This is a genomic window from Amycolatopsis orientalis DSM 40040 = KCTC 9412, assembly GCF_000478275.1.
Lineage (GTDB): Bacteria > Actinomycetota > Actinomycetes > Mycobacteriales > Pseudonocardiaceae > Amycolatopsis > Amycolatopsis orientalis.
Window position 1 is genome coordinate 133,697 of sequence record NZ_ASJB01000080.1, and the last position, 19,722, is coordinate 153,418.

The following is a 19,722-nucleotide window of genomic DNA, read 5'->3' on the forward strand; positions in this document are numbered from 1 at the left end:
TCCTCTGCTGCTACCTCGTCACCGCAGGTCAGGCCTGTACGGTCACCAAGCGGCTGAACTCAGTCAGCAGATCGTAGCCGTCCCAAATCGCGGAGAACGTCAGGGCCGATCCGAACGGAACGACCCGGTCGACGCCTCGGCCCGCCAATTCCGTCACGAATTGCGTCAATTCTTCTTTGCTGAAGCCGAATTGACCGACGGTTTGATCTTTGCGGAGCACGATCGGGACGAGGTCGGAAAGCGAGTCGACCCGCGCGTTGGCGAAGGTGCCCGCACCGAGCCACTCACGCGGCAGGATCGCGGGATCGGCCAGCTCCAGCGTCGCGATGCCGTTGCCCTGGAACTCGATGCCGTTGACAAGCCCGTCGACGGCCGCGCCGTAGGCCGAAACCCGCTTCTGGACGGCCATGGCGGGCTCGGTGACGTGCTGTTTCGTCGCCAGCACCTCGGCGAGGAGCTTCCGGAACTCCTGCCCTGCTTCGCGGGCGCCGTCCTCGTCGCCGACCCAGAACACCGCGCGCGGCGACGAGCAGGCGGCCTGGTCGAACCAGTAGGAGTCGTTGTAGAAACCTTCGGCCGCGCCACGGCGTTCGGCCTCGGAGGCGTTCTGCCAGCCGCGTACCGACGCGACCGCGAACGACGACCGGTCCGGAAAGGTCAGGTCGCGCGCGTGCGGCGCGAGCGGGTACTTGCGCAGTGCCGCGACCGAGGCGTCGCCGCCCCAGATGACCCGCAGGTCCGCGGCGACCGACAGCGCGCCGCTGATCTCGTCGCTGCGGTCGTAGGTGACCATGCGCTGCGTCGCGGTGATCGCGGCGGCGGTGTCGGCGTCCACTTCGGACAGTGCGGCGTTCAGCGCCTCCAGCACCGTTTCCGCGGCCCCGGCCGAACGCGACGACACGCGGACGACGTTGTGGTTGCCCGCCAGCGCGGAAAGCGCCCACGAGTACACGAAGATCGTGTCGACGTTGGCGGGCGGGACGTGGAAGACCAGCCCGCGCGGGAACCGCAGCGCGTCCCCAGAGATATCCAAAGTGGACAGTGCTTTGGCGATCTCTCCCTTGCGCAGGAAGAAACCGAGCGAAGCCAGCTCCGGGAAGCGGCGCGCGGTCGCGGGCGCGAGGAGCTTGCGCGCGAACTTCGTCAGGAACTCGACGACGCGCGGGTCGCCGACACGCAGCCGTCCGCCGACGGGCTCGGCGCGCAGCTCTTCGACCAGCGAGGAGACTTCGATCGCGTCGCCGAGCGGGAAACGCTGGTTCAGTGTGCTCATGCCGCCGCCCCCTGGAAGGTGTCCGAGCAGCCGCGGGCCTCGGCCTTGGGCAGCCTGCCGTGCACCGAGAAGTGCTTGCCCGGCCAGTCGCCGTCGTCGATTCCGTTGTAGACACCGAGATCCTCGGTGAGCAGGACATGCCCCGGGTACGAACGCGGCAGCGTGCTGACGACCTCGATCACCCCGGGGACACCGACCGGCTGCTCTTCCCAAGTCTCCGGATCCCGGATCACGACGTCCGCGAAATCGGGGCAGTACAGGGAGTTCCCGGACGGACCTTCGAGGAACACGGTGCCGATCTGCTCGATCATCCCGTAGTAGTTGTGGATCCGGGTGAGCCCCGTGTCCTCTTTGAACCGGCGGCGGAACTCGGTGTTGTCCACCGCGCGGTCGATCAGCTTCTTCCAGCCGCCGGAGTGGATGAGGATCCCGTTGGACAGGTCCAGCTTGTGCTCACGCGCGACTTCGTAGAGGTACTGCCACACCATGAAGGTGAAGCCGAAGATCAGGAACGGCTTGTCGCCGTAGGTCGCGAGGAAAGTCTTGACCGCCTCGACGTCCGGCTGGTCGTTCTCGTCGAGCACGTAGGTGTGCTTGCGGCCGAAGTTCGCCATGCCCAGCACACCCGCACCGCGCGCGGAGAAGGACCGGCGGTTCTTGATGATGCCGATGGTGTCGACCATCAGCATCGGCAGCCGCTCGTTGCCGAGGACCTCCTGCAACGTGGCGCCGAGCTGCTTGGTCTGCGCGCCGGCGGCGTCCTTGTCCAGGTAGATCCGCGACGCGCCCGCGCCGGTGGTGCCCGAGGAGGTCAGCGTCTTGAAGATCTCGGACTCGGGGATGCTGCGCAGGTCGTGGGTCTTGAACATCCGCACCGGCAGCCACGGCAGGTCCGCGATCGAGGCGAACTCCGCGTCCCGGGCGATGCCCAGCGAGGAGAGGATGCGCTCGTAACCCTCGGAGTTCTCGCGGTGGTGCGCGGTCAGCTCGGCGAGCTGCGGAAGCAGGTGCTTCTCGCGCTCGGCCTGCGAAAGCGTGAACACACTCATACCTGGGCCTCCAGCGACCGGTAGTCGATCTTGCCGCTGGCGAGCAGCGGCACGGTGTCGATGGGGCGGACGTCGAACCCGCTGGTGTGCAGGTGCAGCCGCTCGGACAGCGCCTTCGCGGCGTCCTTGCAGATGTCCTTGTCGGCGCCTTCGGCGAAAAGGACGACCTTGTCCCCGGCCGGGACGGCGGCCACGACGTCGATCCCCACCGAGGCTGAACGCACGGCGTGCTCGAGATCATCCAGGCTGACCCGGTTGCCGAAGACCTTGCCGATCCGCTTGAGCCGTCCGGTGATGTAGAGGAACCCGTCCTCGTCGAGGTAGCCGAGGTCGCCGGTGGCCAGCACGCCACCGTATTCGTCGCCCGCGGCCAGCCCGGCCTCGTCGTCGGCGTAGCCCATCATCACGTTGGGCCCGCGGTAGACGACCTCGCCGACGATCTTCGGATGCTGGGTCTCGGAGCCGTCCTCGCGCCGGATGGCGAACGAGCCGCCGGGCAGCGCGGGCCCCGCCGAACCGAGCTTTTCCGCGAGCCGTTCCGCCGGGACGGTGGTCATCCGCGGCGCGGCCTCGGTCTGCCCGTACATCACGAACATCCGCCCGCCGACCGCGCGGATCTTGTCGTTGAACTGGGCGACGAGGTCGTCGCGGAGCTTGCCGCCCGCCTGGGTCAGCGTGCGCAGAGTCGGGTATTTCGCCGGGTCGAACTTGAGGCGCCGCAACATCTCGTAGTGGTACGGGACCCCGGCGAGCGAGGTGACCTTGTGCTCGTTGACCGCGTCCCAGAATCCGCGCCCGAGCACACCGGAGGGCTCGATGACCACGGTCGCCCCGCGGACGAGGTGGGAGTTCAGGACGGACAGGCCGTAGCTGTAGTGCAGCGGGAGGCTGGTCGGCGCGACCTCGTCGCGGTCGATGCCGAGTACCTGCGCGATCGCGTCGGCGTTGGACAGCACCGCGCCGCGAGAGAGCCGGACCAACTTGGGATTCCCGGTGGAACCGCTGGTCGGCAGCAGGACCGCGAGATGCGGATGCGGCTCGACCCCTTCGCCCGCCTCGCGGACCCAGTGTCCGTCGGAGACGCCGTAGCCCTCGGGTGCGGGCGCGTCCGGCGCGGACAGCACGGCGGCCGGGCGGAAGCGCTCGATGAGCCCCGCCAGGACGTCGGCGTCCAGCGCCGGGTCGATCAGCGCGATCGCGCGGCCCGCCTCGAAAGCGCCGAGGTAGTTCAGCACGCTTCCGAGGTCCACCGACATCCGCGCGAACAGCGCGCCCGGCGGCAGCAGCGACAACGCGGCCCCGACCCGGGTGACCTCGGCGTCGAGTTCCTCGCCGGCGAGCGTCTTGCCGCTCGTGACGTCGATCAGTCGTGCACCCACACCCAAGAGGGTCATCAGAGAACAAGTCCTCCATCGATGCCCAGCACCTGGCCGGTGATGAACGAGGCGTCATCACTGACGAGGAACCGGATCGCGTTCGCCACGTCCTCGGGCGTCCCGAGCCGCCCGAGCGGGGTCTTGCCGATGTTCTCGGCCTTGGCGTCCTCGCTCAGGCCCGAGGTCAGGTCGGTGTCGATGACGCCGGGCGCCACCGCGTTGACCCGGATGCCGGACCGGCCGAGTTCCTTCGCGGCCGAACGCGCGATGTTCGCCACCGCCGCCTTCGACGCCGCGTACACCGTCTGACCGGCGCTTCCGTGCTCGCCGACGATCGAGGCCAGCACCACGATGGCACCGGTCTTCTTGCGCATCATCGCCCTGGCCGCGGCCTGGACGGTGTGCAGCGTGCCGGCGACGTTCGTGCTCAGCGTGGTGTCGACCAGTTCCTCGCGGATCATGCCGAGGAGCGCGTCCTCCATGATCCCGGCGTTGGCGACGACGATGTCGAGTTTGCCGTGCTCCTTGGCCACCCCGCGGACCAGCGTCGACACGGCCTTGGCGTCGGTGACGTCCAGCGCCAGCCCGTTCGCGGCCCCCGCCGCGGCCGCCGCTTCCTTGGCCTTGGCCTCGTCACGGCCGGTCAGCACGACGGTGGCGCCCGCCTCGGCGAGCGCCCGCGCGGTCGCGAGCCCGATCCCCCGCGTTCCACCGGTGACCAGGGCGATCTTGCCTTCGAGCATCACTTGTTCTGGAGGTCCGTGACCATGTCGACGGCGACCTTGAAGCTGGACATGTCGATCACCTGGTCGGTGTCGAACTCCACATCGAACTCGTCTTCGATGGCCGCGACGAGCGCCATGTGACCGACCGAGTCCCACGCCTCGATGTCGCGGTACTTCAGGTTTTCAATGTCAACACTGTCGACCTCTAGATCCAGCGCCTCGACGAAGACCTCACGCAGCTTGCCGGCGACATCCGCCATCGTTCGACTCCTAGTACTCACTCGCGCGGACGGGCGTCCCACGCCTTCACCAAGGTAGAGAGGTCGCCGGGCAGCCGGTCGGCCAGCCCGTCCTCAGGGAGACCCGCCTTACCCTTCAGCCACGGTCCCAGCGCCTCGATGGTGGCCTCGTCCAGCCCTCGCCGGGACAGGCCCACCGTGTTGACGCCGGTGACCCGGGCGGGGTTGCCGACGGCGATGGTGAACGCGCCCACCTCCTTGCGGACCGCGGAGCTCATCCCGACCATCGCGCCGGGGCCGACCACGACCCGCTGGTGCAGGATCGCGCCCATGCCGAGGTTCGCCCCGGACCAGATGTGGCAGTGGCCACCGGTGATGACGTTCGACGCGACCGTGACGGCGTCCTCGACCAGGCAGTCGTGCGCGATGTGGGAGCCACGCAGGAAGTAGCCGCCGTCGCCGATGGTGGTCGTGCGCCAGGTGCCCTGGTGGACGCTGACGTACTCGCGGATCCGGTTGCGGCTGCCGATGACGACCCCGTGGCCGTCGTGATCGGGATCACCGTTCGGCGCGGCCTCCCAGGCGGCCGGGTGCTCGCGGCCGCGGTCCTCACCCGGGGTCCCGATGGTCACGTGCGGGCCGATCCAGTTGCCGTCCCCGACGCGGGTGGGGCCCACGATGACGGTGAACGGTCCGATGACGTTGTCGTCCCCGAGCTCGACACCCTCGCCGATGACTGCTGTCGGGTGGATGCGGTTCACCACGTGAGATCCGTTCGTTGTGGCTGGGAGGCAGCCTGGGGTATTGGGCGCTTCGGCGGTCCCGGTAACGTGTGGCCCGCGCCAGAGAGGGCGGCCGGGCGCAGAACCGGCGGCTCACTGTACCGGACGCACCAGAACGCCCAGTCGAGAGAGACTTGCAGATGATCCCCATTACCGTGGTCGACGTCCGTGACGCGGAGGACCTCGTCGTCGAGGTGCTGCGATCCGGCGCCATCGCACAGGGACCGATGGTCAAGCGCTTCGAGGACGCGTTCGCGAGCGTTTCCGGCACGAAGCACGCGATCGCCGTCAACAACGGCACCACCGCGCTGGTCGCCGCCATCCAGGCGCTCGACCTGCGGCCGGGCGACGAGGTCATCACCTCGCCGTTCACCTTCGTGGCGACGCTGAACGCGATCCTGGAGGCCGGCGCGACGGTCCGCTTCGCCGACATCCGGCGCGACGACTTCGCGCTCGACCCGGACGCCGTCGCCGCCGCGATCACCGACCGCACCAAGGTCCTCATGCCGGTGCACCTCTACGGGCAGACCGCGGACATGGGCAAGCTCACGCCGCTGGCCGCCGAGCACGGCCTCAAGATCATCGAGGACTCCGCGCAGGCCGTCGGCGCGTCGTTCCAGGGCAAGCCGTCGGGCTCCTTCGGGATCGGCTGCTTCTCCTTGTACGCCACCAAGAACGTCACCACCGCCGAGGGCGGCGTCATCACCACGGACGACGACGAGCTGGCGGACAGCCTGCGCGTGCTGCGCAACCAGGGCATGCGCGCCCGGTACCAGTACGAGGTCGCCGGGCACAACTACCGGATGACCGACCTGCACGCCGCCGTCGGCATCCCGCAGCTGGAGAAGCTGGACCAGCTCACCGCCGCCCGCCAGGCCAACGCGAAGCGCCTCACCGAAGGCCTCGCCGGCACCCCGGGTCTCGACCTCCCGCAGGTCCTGCCCGGCCGCGAGCACGTCTGGCACCAGTACACCGTCCTGGTCGGCCCGCACGCGTTCCTGTCGCGCGACGAACTCGCCGCCGCGCTCACCGAGCGGGGCATCGGGAACGGGATCTACTACCCGAAGATCGTCTTCGACTACGACTGCTACCGGGACAACCCGCTGATCCCCGGCGCGAAGGTCGAGGACTTCCCGGTGGCCGCTTCCGTTGCCGCGCAGGCGCTTTCCCTGCCGGTGCACCCGCACCTTTCCGAGTCCGACCTGGACACCATCATCGAAACGGTTCGCGAGGTACTCGGCGCATGACCACCCACAAGATCGCCCTCATCGGCACCGGGAACATGGGCTCGCTGCACGCCCGTGTGCTCGCCGCGAACGAGCGCGTGGACCTCGTCCGCGTGATCGACCCGCGCGAAGAGGCGGGCCGCAAGGTCGCCGAACGCTACGAAACCCAGTGGACGCCCGAAATCGGCTCACTGTCCGATGTGGACGCCGTCGTGCTCGCTTCGGCCACCGAGGCGCATTACGAGCTGGCGCAGGAGATCCTGGGCCAGGGCAAGCCGATGCTGGTCGAAAAGCCGGTCTGCAACAGCCTCGAATTCTCGCAGGAGATCGTGGGGCTTTCGGCGAAGAAGGACGTCCCGCTGATGTGCGGACTCCTGGAGCGCTACAACCCGGCCGTGATGACCGCGCGGGCGCTGGTCAACGAGCCGATCCACCTGATGGCCCGCCGCCACGGCCCGTACGCGCCGCGCATCAAGACCGGTGTCGCGTGGGACCTGCTGGTGCACGACGTCGATCTGGCGATCCAGTTCTTCGGCGGCGCGACCCCGGCGCGGGTCGCCTCCGGTGCCGGCTACTTCCACCCGAACTCGGTCGAAGGCGCCGAAGACACCATCGAGACGGTGCTGTCGTTCGAATCCGGGCTGGCCACGGTTTCCGCGTCCCGCCTCGGCCAGCGCAAGGTCCGCTCGCTCTGGGTGTCCGAACTGGACCGCATGATCGAGATCGACCTGCTCCGCCGCGACGTCACCATCTACCGGCACGTCTCGCACGACTCGGTCACCCCGGACGGCCTCGGCTACCGGCAGCAGACCGTCATCGAGATCCCGGAGCTGGTCACCGCGCGGGAGCCGCTGGCGACCCAGCTGGACCGCTTCCTCGAACTGCTCGAAGGAAAGATCGACGCCGACACCGAGCGGGACCTGATCCTGCCGTCGCACACCGTTGTCGACCAGGTGCTGACGCAAGCCGCCGCTTGATCCTTCGCGTTTAGTCCTCTGGATGCGGTAGTTGCCCAGCGCAACGACCGTATCCAGAGGACTGAATGCATTACTTGGTGAGGCGCTGGCCCTTGGCGTCGTAGGCGATGAGCGGGCTGAGGACGTTCGCCGACCCGACGTCCGCCGGGTCGAACCAGAAGAAGACGATCGACGGGTCTTCGGACCAGACGGCCGTCTTCGCGTTGACCGGCTTTCCCCGGACGGTACTGGCGATCCGCACCGCCGGACCGGCGAAATAGCCGAACACCGGGACGAACGTGTCCTGGACCAGGTCGCCGCCGTCCGTGGCGTGGAAGCCGAAGGACCGGTCGGATCCCTTGAACTCGTTGGTGCTCTGCAGGCCCTCGTAGGTGCCGTCGTCGTTGCTGTAGCCGACCTGCAGGCCGAACCGGATGCCCGGCAGGGCGGGCTCGTCGATCGCGACCGCGTAGAGCACCAGCGGCCGGCCGCCATCGCCACGGATGCCCAGTGAGATCACGTCGCCCAGCGGCGGATCCGACGGCGCCGTGGTGGCCGACGGCGCCGGTATCTCCGGCAAGGCCGACGTCGACGTCGAAGCCGGGCCGGGCGCGCTCGCGGCGGGCGGGAGCGGCTGCTCGGCCGGCGGCGGTTCCTTCAGCGCGACCGCGCCGACGATGACCAGCACCGTCACCACGGCGGCGGCGACCCCGCCCGCGCCGGTCGCGAGACGGCGACGGCGGCGGATGCGCCTGCCCTTGGTCATGATCGCGGCGAGATCGGGCGCGGCGAACCCCTCGGCGGGCGGTTCCCGCAGAGCCGAGCGCAGTGTCTCGAGGTCGGTCATCGTCCCAGCCCCCCGATCAGTTCCGTTCCGTCCTCCGCGGTGATCCGCAGCTTGCTCAGCGCACGGGAATTGGTGCTCTTCACGGTGCCCACCGTGACCCCCAGCTCACCCGCCACATCGGACTCCTTCAGATCGAAGAAGTGCCGGAGCACCACGACCGCCCTCTCCCGGTCTGTGAGCGTACGCAACGCGTCAAGCAACCATTTCCGCTGGACAACGGCACCGGCGACGTCCGTGTCGGCCGACCGCTCGGGAACCTCGTCGGTGGCGTTCTCCCGGATCGGGCGCCGCCAGCCGTCGATGATGTGGTTGACCAGGACCTGCCGCGCGTAGGCGTAGGCGTCCTTGCGGCGTACCCGCGACCAGGCGGCATACGTCTTGGCGAGCGCCGTCTGGGCGGCGTCTTCGGCCTGGTGCCTGTCGCTGGTGAGCAGGTAGGCGGCATGCTGCAGACGGGTCGACGAGTTCTGCACGAACTCGACGAACTCGTCATCGCCGCGAGCCACGCTGGACCTCATCTCCGTTCGACGGTTCACCACTCTAAAGGTTGCCTCAACCTTTTCGGCCGCTCTCCCGTAGAGGTCTCCGAACGATCTTCGACCACTGGGAGGAACCGCACATGAAATCACCCGTGAAGCGGACGTTGCTGGCAGGCGGCGGAATCGCGGTCGCCGGTCTGGCCGTCGTGCTTTCGAGCACCCTGACCGCGAACGCCACTCCCGCTCCGGCACCCGCGCCCGTCCCGGTCGCGCAGGCTGTGGAGGCCGCCGCTCCGGTGCGGCCGTCCGAGGAACCGGACAACACGCCGTGGGGCGACGTCATCGGCACCGGCGTCCAGGGCGAGGGCGGTGAGCTGGTGTTCTACGGCGTGAAGGTCGACGTCGAGCAGCTTCCGGAGACGACTTTCGGGATCATGGCCGGACACCGCTCGGCCGACGGCAAGGTCACCGCGGGCACCGTCGCCAACGAGTACTCCGGCTCCGACAAGGCGCCCGGTTTCCACGCGGTGTCCGGCGGGCTGAACGGCATTCCGTCCTTCGGCTACTACGCTGGCCCGGCCGCGAAGATCACCGCGAAGGTGAACGGCAAGACCGTCACCGCGCATCAGGCCGCCTGGAGCGTGGACCCGAACATCGTCGTGTTCTGGTTCGACTCGGGTGCCGACCCGCGGAAGCTGGCCGCCTTCGACGCCTCCGGCAAGAAGCTGCCCGCGGGAAACACCGACGTGGGCCACGGCTGACGTCAGGACCGGTCGTTCTTGCGGCGGGTGAGGCGGAGCGCGACGACGAGGCCGGCGGCGACCACGGCGACCGCGAGGACGATCCACACCCAGACCGGCAACAGGCCTTCGGGAGTGGTCTCGCCCGCCTGCGGCGCCGGGTTGGCGCTGGTCGCGGGGGCCGCGCTGCTGGCCGGGGCCGCCGCACTGCTGGAGGACGGCGGGGCCGCGGGGGCGCTGAGGTTGAACTTCACCGTTCCGCTGGACTCGTGCGAATCCTCGAAGATCACCTTGTAGCGCAGGGTGTACTCGCCAACGGGCCCGACGGCCTGGACCGGCGCGGTGACGACGGCACCCGCCACCTCCGCGCGTCCGACGGTCCACTTCGCGTTCTCGGGCCCGGTGATCTGGATCGGATCCGCGGCGAGGGTGACCGGGCCGGAGAAGGTCAGCTTGACCTGCGTCGGCGGCGTCGCGAGCGAAGCGCCCCTTGCCGGGTCACTGCTCTTCAGTTCCGCGTGGGCCATCGCCGGGGTCGCCGCACTCAGCAGCGCCACCCCGGCGACCAGCAGCGACGCACCGAACCGCTTGAACCTCATCAGACACCCTTCTCACCTGGGAACTCTCACGCTGAGCCTAGTGGCCGGACGCGAGCCTGGTGAGTGGTGACGAGGGTTCTCAGCAGCGTGATCTGCTCGGTGCTGTACTCAGGGGCGCTGCGCGTGGCGGGTGGTGAGGGCGTCGAGGTCGAGGGTGATCGGGGTGCCGTCGAAGTCGAGGCTCAGCTTGCCGGTGTGCTCACCGAAGTTCTCGTACTCGCCGTCGACCAGGCGATAGGTGATCATGCTGACGGGAGCGTCCAGGTCGACGATCCAGTAGTGCTCGATGCCGACTTCGGCGTACTCGGAGAACTTGGTGACCCGGTCGGTGCGGACGGTTCCCTCGGACAGGACCTCGATCACGAGCCGCACGTCCTCGGCAGACGCCCTGGCGGGGTTTTCGTCGGCCACCAGGGCCGAAGTCACCAGCACATCGGGCACGCGAACCGTCAAAGGAGCGACGGTGACGACCATTTCGGCCTCACCCATCGCGCTCAGCGCCGGAGATGTCTGTTCGTCGAGCCAATACGTCAGGCGATTGACCGCACGCTGGTGAAAGTACAACGGACGCGGCGACACGACCAAGACTCCTTCGACGACTTCTGCGCGGTGTTCCGGGTCTTCCGGCAACGCGGCCCAGTCGTCGAGGGTCAGGAGGCGGTGAGGCCACTGCACAACACTCATCGAACTCCTCCTTCGCCCGTGATCACCAGACCATCTTCCCACGGTTTTCTCGAAACGGTATCACTACACACGGTAGCGAGCGGTAGTCTCGAAGAGTTGCCACTACGCAAGTTTTCGCAGGTCGGATACATTGTGGCGATGAAAAGAACCTGGGGGTTCCTGGTCTTCGGCCTGCTCTTTTCGGTCACTGCCTGTTCCATCACGATCACGTTGCCCGGCCGTTCCCCGTCGCCCGCCCCGTACGGGACCACCGTTCCCAGCACCCCACTGCCCGCGTCGCCGGCCCTCGTCCTCGACGCCTGTCCGTTCCTCGCGGTCGCCGAGGTCGCTCGGCTCACCGGTATCTCCGGCGAGATCAAGCCGCTGGAACAGTCGGCGCACGTGGGTGGGCCCGTGGAGAAGCGGTACGGCTGCCTGTATGAAAACGCCGTTCAACCGGCCGGCCTCGCGCCACACCTGCAGATCGTCATTCCTCTGAAGCCCGATTCGACCAGCGTCGCGTTCGTGGACGAAACGGCGAAGGCGAGCTGCCGCGAACCGTTCACCGTCATCGGTGGTGTCGGAGACAAGACGATGTACTGCGAATCGGGCAAGGACCCCGCCAAGGCCGTCCTGCTCGTCGGCAAGCTCAGTCGGGGAGAAGTCCGGCTCGCCGTCCTCGACATCGTCAAGGCCCGGCCTGACGCCTACGAGAGGATCGCGAAGCTCCTCGCGCGGCGCCTCTGACTACTCCGTGAAGTCCCCGGCCGGAGCGCCCCAAGACCCCGGCGCGTCCCCGCGCTCTTCCGCCAGCGCCCGCCGCCGCGCGTTCTCGCCGCGGACACGCTCCACTTCGGACTGGATGTACTCGTCGTCGTACTTCTGGAACACGCGCGCGGGGTTGCCCGCGACCAGGGTGCGCGGCGGGACGTCCTTGGCGACCACGGAATTCGGCTGCACGGTGGCGAAATCGCCGATGGTGACGCCCGCCATGATCACCACCAGGCCGCCGATGAAGCAGCCCTTGCCGATCTTCACCGGCTTGCGCTCGATGAGGTCGCTGCCGGAGTGGTTCTGCAGCGTCATGTTCGCGAGCCAGCTGGAATGCGTGAAGATCAGCGTGTTCAGGCCGATGCTGGTGTGCTCGCCGATCTCCAGCCCGCCGCTCGCGTCGAGCGCGGCGCCTTCGCCGATCCAGCAGTGTTCGCCGATCTTCAGGTTCTCCGGGCTGATGATCTTGACCCGCTCGCGAACACGGGTCGACTCGGGCAGTCCGTAGAACCGAGCGCGCTCGGCGTCGTTCATGTACTGCGAAACGAGTTCGGTCAGGATCTGCGGACGCAGCCGGTTGCTGCGTTCGTCATCGAAGAACATCGGCCTCGGTCACCAGTTTCTCGAAGGTGCGCAGGTGTTCCTCGGCGACGACGTCGAGGCCGAAGTTGGCCCGCACCATCGCGCTTTCCCGCTGTGCCACCAAAGCGCGCTTCTCCGGGTCGTCGAGCAGTTCGATGACGGTGTTCGCCACCGCCTCGCTGTCGTCCGGCCGCACCAGCAGGATGTTCTCGCCGTTGCGCAGTTCGATGCCCGGGTAGTTGTCCTCGGTCACCGACGCGATGGTCGCGGTGCCCGACAGCATCGCCTCCAGCGACGCGGTGCCGCAGCCGCCGTTGAGGTCGTGCGTGACGATGTCGGCGGCGGCGAAGTACGCGGGCACGTCCGCCTTCGGCACGGCACCGGTGACGATGATGGCTTCGGCGACGCCGAGTTCTTCCGCCCGCTTCAGGAAGACGTCGTGGTACACGCGGCCCACGACGACCACCTTGACGTCGGGGTGCTTGTCCAAAATGGACGGAAGCGCCTCGACGAGCGGCAGGCGGTTCCGCAGCGGGATCACGTGCCCGAGCGACACGATCACCGGACCGTCGCCCAATCCGTGCTCCGACCGCACATCCTTCGTCAACGGCTTCTCGAAGTTCCCGGTGTCGACGGCGATCGGGAAGTAGTCCGAGTTCTCGTCGCTGGTGCCGTAGCGCTCGACGCAGTAGTCGACCCCGAGCTTGTCGAGGATGACGTACCGCGGCTTGAGGTAGCGCAGGATCGGGTTCACCAGCACGGTGTCCAGGAACCGGAACACGCCGCCGTACAACTTGTTGTCGCTGATCAGCAGGGTGTGGATGGTCAGCAGCATCGGCAGCTTGTGCCGCCGCGCGTACAGCCCGGCCAGCCACGACAGGTCGAAGAACTGCCCGTGCAGGTGGATCGCGTCCGGTTTGAACTCGTCCAGCAGCTTCCACAGCCGGCGCCAGTTCCCCGGCCGCAACGAGGCGAAACTCATGTCGAAGTCGATCGACAGGCCCAGCTGCGGCATCTTCACCGCGGGCAGGCGGACGACGCGGTAGCCGTCCTTCGTCTCGTCGGCCGGGGCGTCGGCGTAGGCCGCGGTGATCGCGAGCACCTCGTGCCCGCGCGCCGCGTACTGCTCGGCCAGGGACGCCGCCATGTGCGCGCTTCCGCCCACCCTCGGCGGGAAGAAGTTGTTGACGACAGCGATGCGCATGGCGCGGCTCTCCCCTGGCCCGGCGCTCACTCGGAAGCCTTCACCAGTTCGTACATGCCCTCTTCCACCGAGATCTTCGGCTCCCAGCCGAGGATCTCGCGGGCACGGGTAATGTCCGCCGCGCGGCGCGAAACGAGCACGTCGCGCTCGTTGAACAGCGGCTCGACGTTGACCCCGACGGCGTCGATGAGGATCTTCGCCAGCGTCGCGATCGAGGTGTCGATGCCGGTGCCGATGTTGATCGGCACGTTGGCCTGCTCCGATTCGAGCGCGGCGACGACGGCGCGGGCGAGGTCGGTGACGTGCACGAAGTCCATCGACTGGTCGCCGCGGCCGTCGATGACCGGCGGCTGTCCGGCGCGCAGGCGCTGGATGAAGTGGTTGATCACCGACGTGTAGTAGGCCTCGATCTTCTGACCGGGGCCGTACACGTTGAAGAACCGCAGCGCGTTCCAGGACAGGCCCTTGGTGCGCTCGTAGAAGCCGAGCATGTCCTCGCCCGCGCGCTTGGAGATGCAGTACGGCGTGAGCGGCTTGAGCTCGTCGTCCTCGTGCATCGGCAGCCGCTTCGGGTCGCCGTAGACGGACGCGGTCGAGGCGAACACCACGCGTTCGACACCTTCGTCCGCGGCGGCCGCGAAGACGTTGTGGTTGCCGACCATGTTGATGTCGATGGACTCGTGCGGGTCCGCGACCGACTTGTTGATCGACACGGTGGCGAAGTGGATCACGTGCGTGCAGCCGCGCATGGCCTCGCGCACGGCGCCGCCGTAACGCACGTCCTTCTCGACGAGTTCGACCTTGCCGGTGGCGACGAACTCGTTCACCCTGGCGCGGTCTCCGCGGGTCATGTTGTCGAAGATGCGGACGGTGTAACCGCCTTCGATCAGCATGGGGATCACGTGCGCGGCGATGAAACCGCCGCCCCCGGTGAAGAGGACCTTCTTGTCGGGCATTTCTCTCCTAGCTCGGCAGTGCGGCGCTGACGGTCTCGATGACCCGGTCGACCTGGGCATCGGTGAGGTTCGCGTGCATCGGGATGGCGAGATGACGGCCGAAGAGGTCCGCCGAGACCGGCAAGGTCTGGTTCTTGCCGTAGATGGGCTGGAGGTGCGAGGCGTAGGTGCCGAAGTTGCACTGCACGCCCTGTTCGCGGATCCGCAGCGCGAGCGCGTCGCGGTCGATCTCCGGGGCCACCGTGAGGATGTAGGCCTGCCATGGGTGTTCGCGGTCCGGCAGTTCCACCGGGACGTCGAGACCGGGCAGGTTCTCGAAGGCCTCGTGATACCGCTTGGCCACCGAGCGGCGGGCCGAGAGCAGATCCGGGAGCCGGTCGAGCTGGACGTTCATGATCGCGGCCTGCACGTCGGAAAGCCGGAAGTTGTACCCCAGTTCGTGGAACTCCGGAATCGGCAGGGCGCCGGAGCCCTCGCGGGTGATGGCGGGCTCGATGCCGTAGGTGTGCAGCTTGCGCGCGTGCGCGATGAGGTCTTCGCGGTCCGAGACCAGCGCGCCGCCCTCGCCCGCGGTGATGCCTTTGCGGCCGTGGAAGGAGAACGCGGCCAGGTCGGCGAGACTGCCGGCCGGGCGGGTCTTGTAGGTCGCGCCCGCGGCACAGGCGGCGTCTTCGAAGAGCCACAGGCCGTGCTTGTCGGCGATCGCGCGGTACTCGTCGAAATCGCCCGGCTGCCCGGCGACGTCCACGGCGAGGATGCCGACGGTGCGCGGGGTGATCAGGGCTTCGATCGACGCCGGGTCGGCGCTCCAGACGTCCGGGCGGATGTCCGCGAACACCGGCGTCGCACCCGCCTGGAGCACGGCGTGGCCGGTGGCGGGGAACGTGTAGTCGCCGACGATGACCTCGTCGCCCGGCTTCACACCGAGCACACGCAGCCCGAGGAAGAGTGCCGAGCCACAGTTGCTGGTGGTCAGGGCGTGCGCGGTGCCGACGGTCTTCGCGAAGCGTTCCTCGAAACGGCGGCACGCGGGACCGGCGCCGGCCAGCCAGCCGGACCGGAACACCTCCGCCACCGCGGCGAGCTCTTCGTCGCCGACGGTCGGCTGACCGAGGACCACAGGTTCCTGCGTAGACATATCTCTCCCATTGCGTGGGGACCCGGCGAAGTGTATAGACGCCGATCGGCGTAGTTCGGGCGGGCTGGATCCGCCCAGGTCAACGACGTCCTACTCTGCACACCATGCGATTCGGCGTTCTGGGGGCCACGGAGGTGCGCCGCGACGACGGCACCGCCGTGCCGGTCGGCGGCCCGCGGGTCCGGACGTTGTTCGCGTTGCTCGCGCTGGAGGCCGGCCGGGTCGTCCCGGCCGAGCGCCTCATCGACGGCCTGTACGGCGAACAGCCACCCGAAGGTGCGGCGAACGCGCTGCAATCACAGGTCTCGCGGCTGCGCGGCGCGCTGAAGGAGCTCGCGCCGGTCGAGTTCAGCCCGGCGGGTTACCGGCTGGCCGTGGACCCCGACGACGTCGATGTGCACCGCTTCGAACGGCTCGCCGCGGAAGGGCGCCGCGCTCTCGCGGCAGGAGACGCCACGAAGGCGGCCGAACTGCTTCACGACGCTCTCGGGCTCTGGCGCGGCCCGGCGTTCGCGGACATCACCGACGCTCCGTTCCGGGATCCGCAGGTCACCCGGCTCGACGAACTGAAGACGTCGGCGATCGAGGACCGCGTCGAAGCGGACCTCAAGCTGGGACGGCACGAAGACGTCCTCACCGAGCTTCGCGGGATAGCCGCCGCCCAGCCGCTGCGGGAACGGCCGCGCGCGTTGCTGATCCGCGCGCTGCACGCCGCCGGACGCCATGCCGACGCGCTCACCGCGTTCGAGGACGCCCGCCGCGTCCTGGCCGACGAACTCGGCACGGATCCGGGGCCGGAGCTGGCGGCCGCGCATCTGGCCGTCCTGCGCGGCGAGGCACCTCCGGCCAACCGGACGACGACGCCGCTCCCGGCGCAGCTCACCAGTTTCATCGGGCGCGAAGGCGATCTCCGGCACGTGCTCGGCCAGCTGGACCGCTCCCGGCTGGTGACGCTGACCGGCCCCGGCGGCTCCGGCAAGACCCGGCTGGCCGTCGAAGCCGCGGCCGGCGTGGACCTGCCCGCGGTGTTCGTCGAACTCGCGCCCTACCGCGAGGACGCCGACGTCGCCCATGCCGTGCTGAGCGCGCTCGGCCTGCGGACGGTCCCGCTCGGCGCGGTCACCGGCCCGGTGGAGAACGCGCCGCTGGAGCGGCTGATCGACGCGCTGGCCGATCGCGCGCTGCTGCTGGTGCTCGACAACTGCGAGCATCTCGTCGACGCCGCCGCGAAACTGACGGCCCGGCTGCTCGGCGCGGCCGCGGCGGTGCGGGTGCTCGCCACCAGCCGCGAACCGCTCGGCATCACCGGCGAAGTCGTCTCCCCCGTGCCGAGGCTCGCCGTACCGCCGCCCGGAACGCCGCCCGCCCGGTCGCTGGATTTCGCCGCCGTGGCACTGTTCGCCGATCGCGCGCGGGCGAGCGATCCTGGCTTCGCCGTCGACGACACCACCGCGGGCGACGTCCAGCGCGTCTGCGCCGCGCTCGACGGGCTGCCGCTGGCCATCGAACTCGCCGCCGCCCGCGTGCGGACGCTGCCGGTCGGCGAGATCGCCGCCCGGCTGGACGACCGTTTCCGGCTGCTCTCGCGGGGCAGCCGCGCCGCCGAGACCCGGCATCGCACGCTGCGCGGTGTCGTCGAATGGAGCTGGGATCTGCTCGACGAGGACGAACGGCGGCTCGGCAGGCGGCTGACCGTGTTCGCGGGCGGCACGACCCTCGCCGACGCCGACGCGATCTGCGACGTGGCGCACACCGAAGATCTCGTTCCGTCCCTTGTGGACAGATCACTGGTCGAGCGCACCGGGGACCGGTACCGGATGCTCGAAACCATCCGGGCCTTCTTCGCGGAGAAACTCGCCGAAGCGGGCGAGGCCGAGCGGATGCGGCGTGCGCACGCGGAGCATTTCCTCGCCCTCGCCGAGGAAGCCGACCCGATGATCCGCACCGGCGACCAGCTGCGCTGGCTGGACCGCCTCGACGGCGCCTACGACGATCTCCTGGCCGCGTTGCGCTGGGCCGCGGAGTCCGACATCCGGATCGCGCTGCGGCTTTCGGCGTCGCTGGTGACGTACTGGTGGATGCGCGGGCGCCGGTTCGAAGGCTCGACGCTGTGCCTGGAGGTGGTCAAACGGCTCGGCCCGCGACCACCGGAGGGCCTCGAAGAGGAGTACCAGCTCTGCGTGCTCAAGGCCGCCGCCGGAGTCCGCGGCCATGAAGCCCTCGACCGGCATCTCCCGGTGGTCGACGCCCTCGTCCAGAACATGACCAGGGCACCCCGCAACCCGGCGTTGCTGCTGTTGACGGGGGTCGTGACCGGCCCGCCCGCCGACGACGACGAACTCGTCAAGCGCGGTGAGGCCCTGCTGGCGCACAGCGACGCCTGGTGTCTCGCCCTCGCGCCGACCGGCTATGGCCTCCGCGCGCTGATGCGGGGCGATCTCGAACCGGCGGAAGGGTTTCTGCGTGAAGGGGCGGAGGCGTTCCGCGAACTCGGGGAACGCTGGGGCCTCTCGATGGCGCTCGATCACCTGTCCCAGATCCTGATCTGGACGAACCGCCAGCCCGAAGCCCTCGAAATGATGAACGAGGCGCTCCGGCTGATGCGGGAACTCGGCGCTTCGGACGACAACGCCGATCTCCTGTGCCGTCGCGGCGGGAGCAAGCTCCTGCACGGCGACGCGGCGAGCGCCAGGGCCGACTTCGAACTCGCCATCGAGATCGCGCGCCGCTCCGGGATGCCGGAAAGCCGGGCGGCCGGGTACGTCGGGCTCGCCCTCCTCGCCCGGCACGAAGGCGACCTGGCCACGGCCCGCGCGCTGAGCGAGCGAGCGCTTTCGGAGTGCCAGGGCGGCTCGTTCGCGGCCGAAGGGGTCCGCGCCGGGGCCAGGATCTCGCTCGGCTGGGTGGCGGCGGCCGAGGGCGACGCCGCCGGAGCCGAGGAACTGCACCGGCTGGCGCTCATGGCGGCGGAACGCTGGCACGACAGCACCACCCTCGCCTGCGCCGTCGAAGGCCTCGCCGGGGTCGCGGTGCTGCGGGGCGATCCCGAGCGGGCGGCGATCCTGATCGGGGCCGCGGTGACCGTGCGGGGCACCCCGTTCGCCGTCGATCTGGACGCCGCCCTGCTCCGGGCGACCGTTCGGGAGCGGCTCGGCGACGACTTCGACCGGGCCTACCGCCGGGGCCTCGGCCTGCGAAGCACCGCTCAACTGGCGGGGTTGCCCAGCGAGTCCTGAGCGGTGGGTGCCAGCAGGATCCCCTGCGGCGCAAAGCGGCCGACGGCGTCGGCCAGCTGGCGCTGGTCGAGTTCGCTGTCCTGGACAGCGACGTACAGCGGCGCCGCGTTGACCGGGACGGCGCCGAGCCGGGTCATCCCGGGGCCGACCGGGTCGGTGGTCAGCCGGGTGACGTCACGCCAGGGCACGATCGCCCGCTCGACCCGGACGCCCACCGCGTCCAGTTCGAAGAGCACCCACTGCTGGTCGTGCAGGGCCCTCACGTAGGCGATGGTGCCGACGCCACCGGCGATCAGGACGATCCGCAGCGGTCCCGGTGCGTCGATCGACCCGAGCAGGGCGGCGATCCCGAAGAAGGCGATCAGCAGTCCGGTCAGCTTCGCGGCGGCGACCAGGCCCGCGTTCGGCTTGTGCACGCGGAACCGCACGGCACGCATCAGGTGCTTGGTGAGCGCGCCGCCACCGAAGGCGGCGGCGAGGCCGGCCAAGGTCGCCACGAGCGCGCCCGGGGAGAAGTCCGCGAAGACCTGGTAACCGGCGGCCAACGCGACGACCCCGCCGGCGACGGTCAGCACCAGCGCGAGCTTGCCCTTGCGCACCTCCCGCTCCCGGCGGTCGAGGGCGGCCTGGTCCGGGGCGGCGAGGAAACCTCCGTCGATGTTCCTCATCGGGCATCCCGCTGCGCGGCCGCGCGGCGCTCGCGCTGGCGGCGGTCGAGGACGTAGAGGACACCGCCGGCGATGGCGCTCAGCGCCGCGTAGCCGAGGTCCTGGAGCCCGTCCTCCGGGTAGCCGGTGGAGAACTCGATCATCGCGAGCGCGACGAAGAGGACGCAGAACACGCCCCCGGCGATCATGTACACCTTGTTGCTCAGCATGGGA

21 protein-coding genes are annotated in these 19,722 nt (G+C 69.2%); 5 read left to right on the forward strand and 16 right to left on the reverse strand.

Annotated features, from left to right (window positions below; translation table 11 throughout):
- Positions 1–28 precede the first annotated feature (28 nt).
- Genes L324_RS28410 through L324_RS28435 form a run of 6 tightly spaced genes read right to left on the reverse strand, consistent with a single transcriptional unit; the run spans position 29 to position 5,426 of the window.
- Complete coding sequence (locus L324_RS28410; RefSeq protein ID WP_037315406.1) at positions 29–1,273, reverse strand: acyl-CoA reductase; 1,245 nt, start codon at positions 1,271–1,273, stop codon at positions 29–31.
- Positions 1,270–2,322, reverse strand: coding sequence for a LuxE/PaaK family acyltransferase (locus tag L324_RS28415; protein WP_037315410.1), 1,053 nt, complete (start codon positions 2,320–2,322; stop codon positions 1,270–1,272). The genes L324_RS28410 and L324_RS28415 overlap by 4 nt, the downstream gene beginning before the upstream one ends.
- Complete coding sequence (locus L324_RS28420) at positions 2,319–3,716, reverse strand: AMP-binding protein (RefSeq protein WP_037315413.1); 1,398 nt, start codon at positions 3,714–3,716, stop codon at positions 2,319–2,321. The genes L324_RS28415 and L324_RS28420 overlap by 4 nt, the downstream gene beginning before the upstream one ends.
- Positions 3,716–4,441 carry an SDR family NAD(P)-dependent oxidoreductase gene (locus L324_RS28425; RefSeq protein WP_037315416.1) on the reverse strand — a complete coding sequence of 242 codons (726 nt, stop codon included), beginning with the start codon at positions 4,439–4,441 and terminating at the stop codon, positions 3,716–3,718. The genes L324_RS28420 and L324_RS28425 overlap by 1 nt, the downstream gene beginning before the upstream one ends.
- Positions 4,441–4,683: an acyl carrier protein gene (locus L324_RS28430; RefSeq protein ID WP_037315419.1), complete on the reverse strand. Its 243-nt coding sequence runs from the start codon at positions 4,681–4,683 to the stop codon at positions 4,441–4,443. The genes L324_RS28425 and L324_RS28430 overlap by 1 nt, the downstream gene beginning before the upstream one ends.
- A gap of 17 nt (positions 4,684–4,700) precedes the next feature.
- Positions 4,701–5,426: an acyl-ACP--UDP-N-acetylglucosamine O-acyltransferase family protein gene (locus L324_RS28435; protein WP_037315422.1), complete on the reverse strand. Its 726-nt coding sequence runs from the start codon at positions 5,424–5,426 to the stop codon at positions 4,701–4,703.
- A gap of 158 nt (positions 5,427–5,584) precedes the next feature.
- On the opposite strand from L324_RS28435, the gene L324_RS28440 reads away from it, so the two are divergent.
- Positions 5,585–6,691, forward strand: coding sequence for a DegT/DnrJ/EryC1/StrS family aminotransferase (locus tag L324_RS28440; RefSeq protein WP_037315425.1), 1,107 nt, complete (start codon positions 5,585–5,587; stop codon positions 6,689–6,691).
- Positions 6,688–7,647, forward strand: a complete 960-nt coding sequence (locus L324_RS28445) for a Gfo/Idh/MocA family protein (RefSeq protein WP_037315428.1) — start codon at positions 6,688–6,690, stop codon at positions 7,645–7,647. The genes L324_RS28440 and L324_RS28445 overlap by 4 nt, the downstream gene beginning before the upstream one ends.
- 70 nt (positions 7,648–7,717) lie before the next feature.
- On the opposite strand, the gene L324_RS28450 is transcribed toward L324_RS28445, so the two are convergent.
- Both L324_RS28450 and L324_RS28455 read right to left on the reverse strand, forming a co-directional pair.
- On the reverse strand, positions 7,718–8,473 hold the full coding sequence (locus L324_RS28450; RefSeq protein WP_037315431.1) for a hypothetical protein: 756 nt from the start codon (positions 8,471–8,473) through the stop codon (positions 7,718–7,720).
- On the reverse strand, positions 8,470–8,979 hold the full coding sequence (locus tag L324_RS28455) for a SigE family RNA polymerase sigma factor (RefSeq protein ID WP_037315434.1): 510 nt from the start codon (positions 8,977–8,979) through the stop codon (positions 8,470–8,472). The genes L324_RS28450 and L324_RS28455 overlap by 4 nt, the downstream gene beginning before the upstream one ends.
- A 113-nt stretch (positions 8,980–9,092) precedes the next feature.
- On the opposite strand from L324_RS28455, the gene L324_RS28460 reads away from it, so the two are divergent.
- On the forward strand, positions 9,093–9,713 hold the full coding sequence (locus tag L324_RS28460) for a hypothetical protein (RefSeq protein WP_051174139.1): 621 nt from the start codon (positions 9,093–9,095) through the stop codon (positions 9,711–9,713).
- A 2-nt stretch (positions 9,714–9,715) separates the two neighbouring features.
- On the opposite strand, the gene L324_RS28465 is transcribed toward L324_RS28460, so the two are convergent.
- Together L324_RS28465 and L324_RS28470 are read right to left on the reverse strand one after the other, a co-directional pair.
- The gene (locus L324_RS28465; RefSeq protein WP_037315437.1) at positions 9,716–10,291 is read right to left on the reverse strand and encodes a copper resistance CopC family protein; all 576 of its coding nucleotides are present in this window, start codon (positions 10,289–10,291) and stop codon (positions 9,716–9,718) included.
- 108 nt (positions 10,292–10,399) lie between these two features.
- Positions 10,400–10,975 (reverse strand): Uma2 family endonuclease, encoded by a 576-nt coding sequence (locus tag L324_RS28470; protein WP_037315440.1) that lies wholly within the window; start codon positions 10,973–10,975, stop codon positions 10,400–10,402.
- Positions 10,976–11,113: 138 nt separating this feature from the next.
- Between L324_RS28470 and L324_RS28475 the strand changes: the two genes are divergently transcribed.
- Positions 11,114–11,701, forward strand: coding sequence for a DUF3558 domain-containing protein (locus L324_RS28475; RefSeq protein WP_037315444.1), 588 nt, complete (start codon positions 11,114–11,116; stop codon positions 11,699–11,701).
- Here the strand turns inward: L324_RS28475 and L324_RS28480 are convergent, their stop codons facing one another.
- The 4 genes from L324_RS28480 to L324_RS28495 are packed head-to-tail and all read right to left on the reverse strand — an operon-like array spanning position 11,702 to position 15,605.
- The gene (locus tag L324_RS28480) at positions 11,702–12,328 is read right to left on the reverse strand and encodes an acyltransferase (protein ID WP_037315448.1); all 627 of its coding nucleotides are present in this window, start codon (positions 12,326–12,328) and stop codon (positions 11,702–11,704) included.
- Complete coding sequence (locus L324_RS28485; RefSeq protein WP_037315451.1) at positions 12,315–13,511, reverse strand: glycosyltransferase family 4 protein; 1,197 nt, start codon at positions 13,509–13,511, stop codon at positions 12,315–12,317. The genes L324_RS28480 and L324_RS28485 overlap by 14 nt, the downstream gene beginning before the upstream one ends.
- 26 nt (positions 13,512–13,537) lie before the next feature.
- Entirely contained in the window at positions 13,538–14,467 is a 930-nt protein-coding gene (locus L324_RS28490) for an NAD-dependent epimerase/dehydratase family protein (protein ID WP_037315456.1), read from the reverse strand.
- A 7-nt stretch (positions 14,468–14,474) separates the two neighbouring features.
- Entirely contained in the window at positions 14,475–15,605 is a 1,131-nt protein-coding gene (locus L324_RS28495) for a DegT/DnrJ/EryC1/StrS family aminotransferase (protein ID WP_037315461.1), read from the reverse strand.
- Positions 15,606–15,709: 104 nt separating this feature from the next.
- On the opposite strand from L324_RS28495, the gene L324_RS28500 reads away from it, so the two are divergent.
- Positions 15,710–18,841 carry an AfsR/SARP family transcriptional regulator gene (locus L324_RS28500; protein ID WP_037315468.1) on the forward strand — a complete coding sequence of 1,044 codons (3,132 nt, stop codon included), beginning with the start codon at positions 15,710–15,712 and terminating at the stop codon, positions 18,839–18,841.
- On the opposite strand, the gene L324_RS28505 is transcribed toward L324_RS28500, so the two are convergent.
- A complete protein-coding gene (locus L324_RS28505) occupies positions 18,811–19,509 on the reverse strand; it encodes a hypothetical protein (RefSeq protein ID WP_037315473.1) in 699 nt (232 codons plus the stop codon). The two genes, L324_RS28500 and L324_RS28505, sit on opposite strands and share 31 nt — an antisense overlap.
- Entirely contained in the window at positions 19,506–19,718 is a 213-nt protein-coding gene (locus tag L324_RS28510; RefSeq protein ID WP_037315476.1) for a hypothetical protein, read from the reverse strand. The genes L324_RS28505 and L324_RS28510 overlap by 4 nt, the downstream gene beginning before the upstream one ends.
- Between the last annotated feature and the right edge of the window lie 4 nt (positions 19,719–19,722).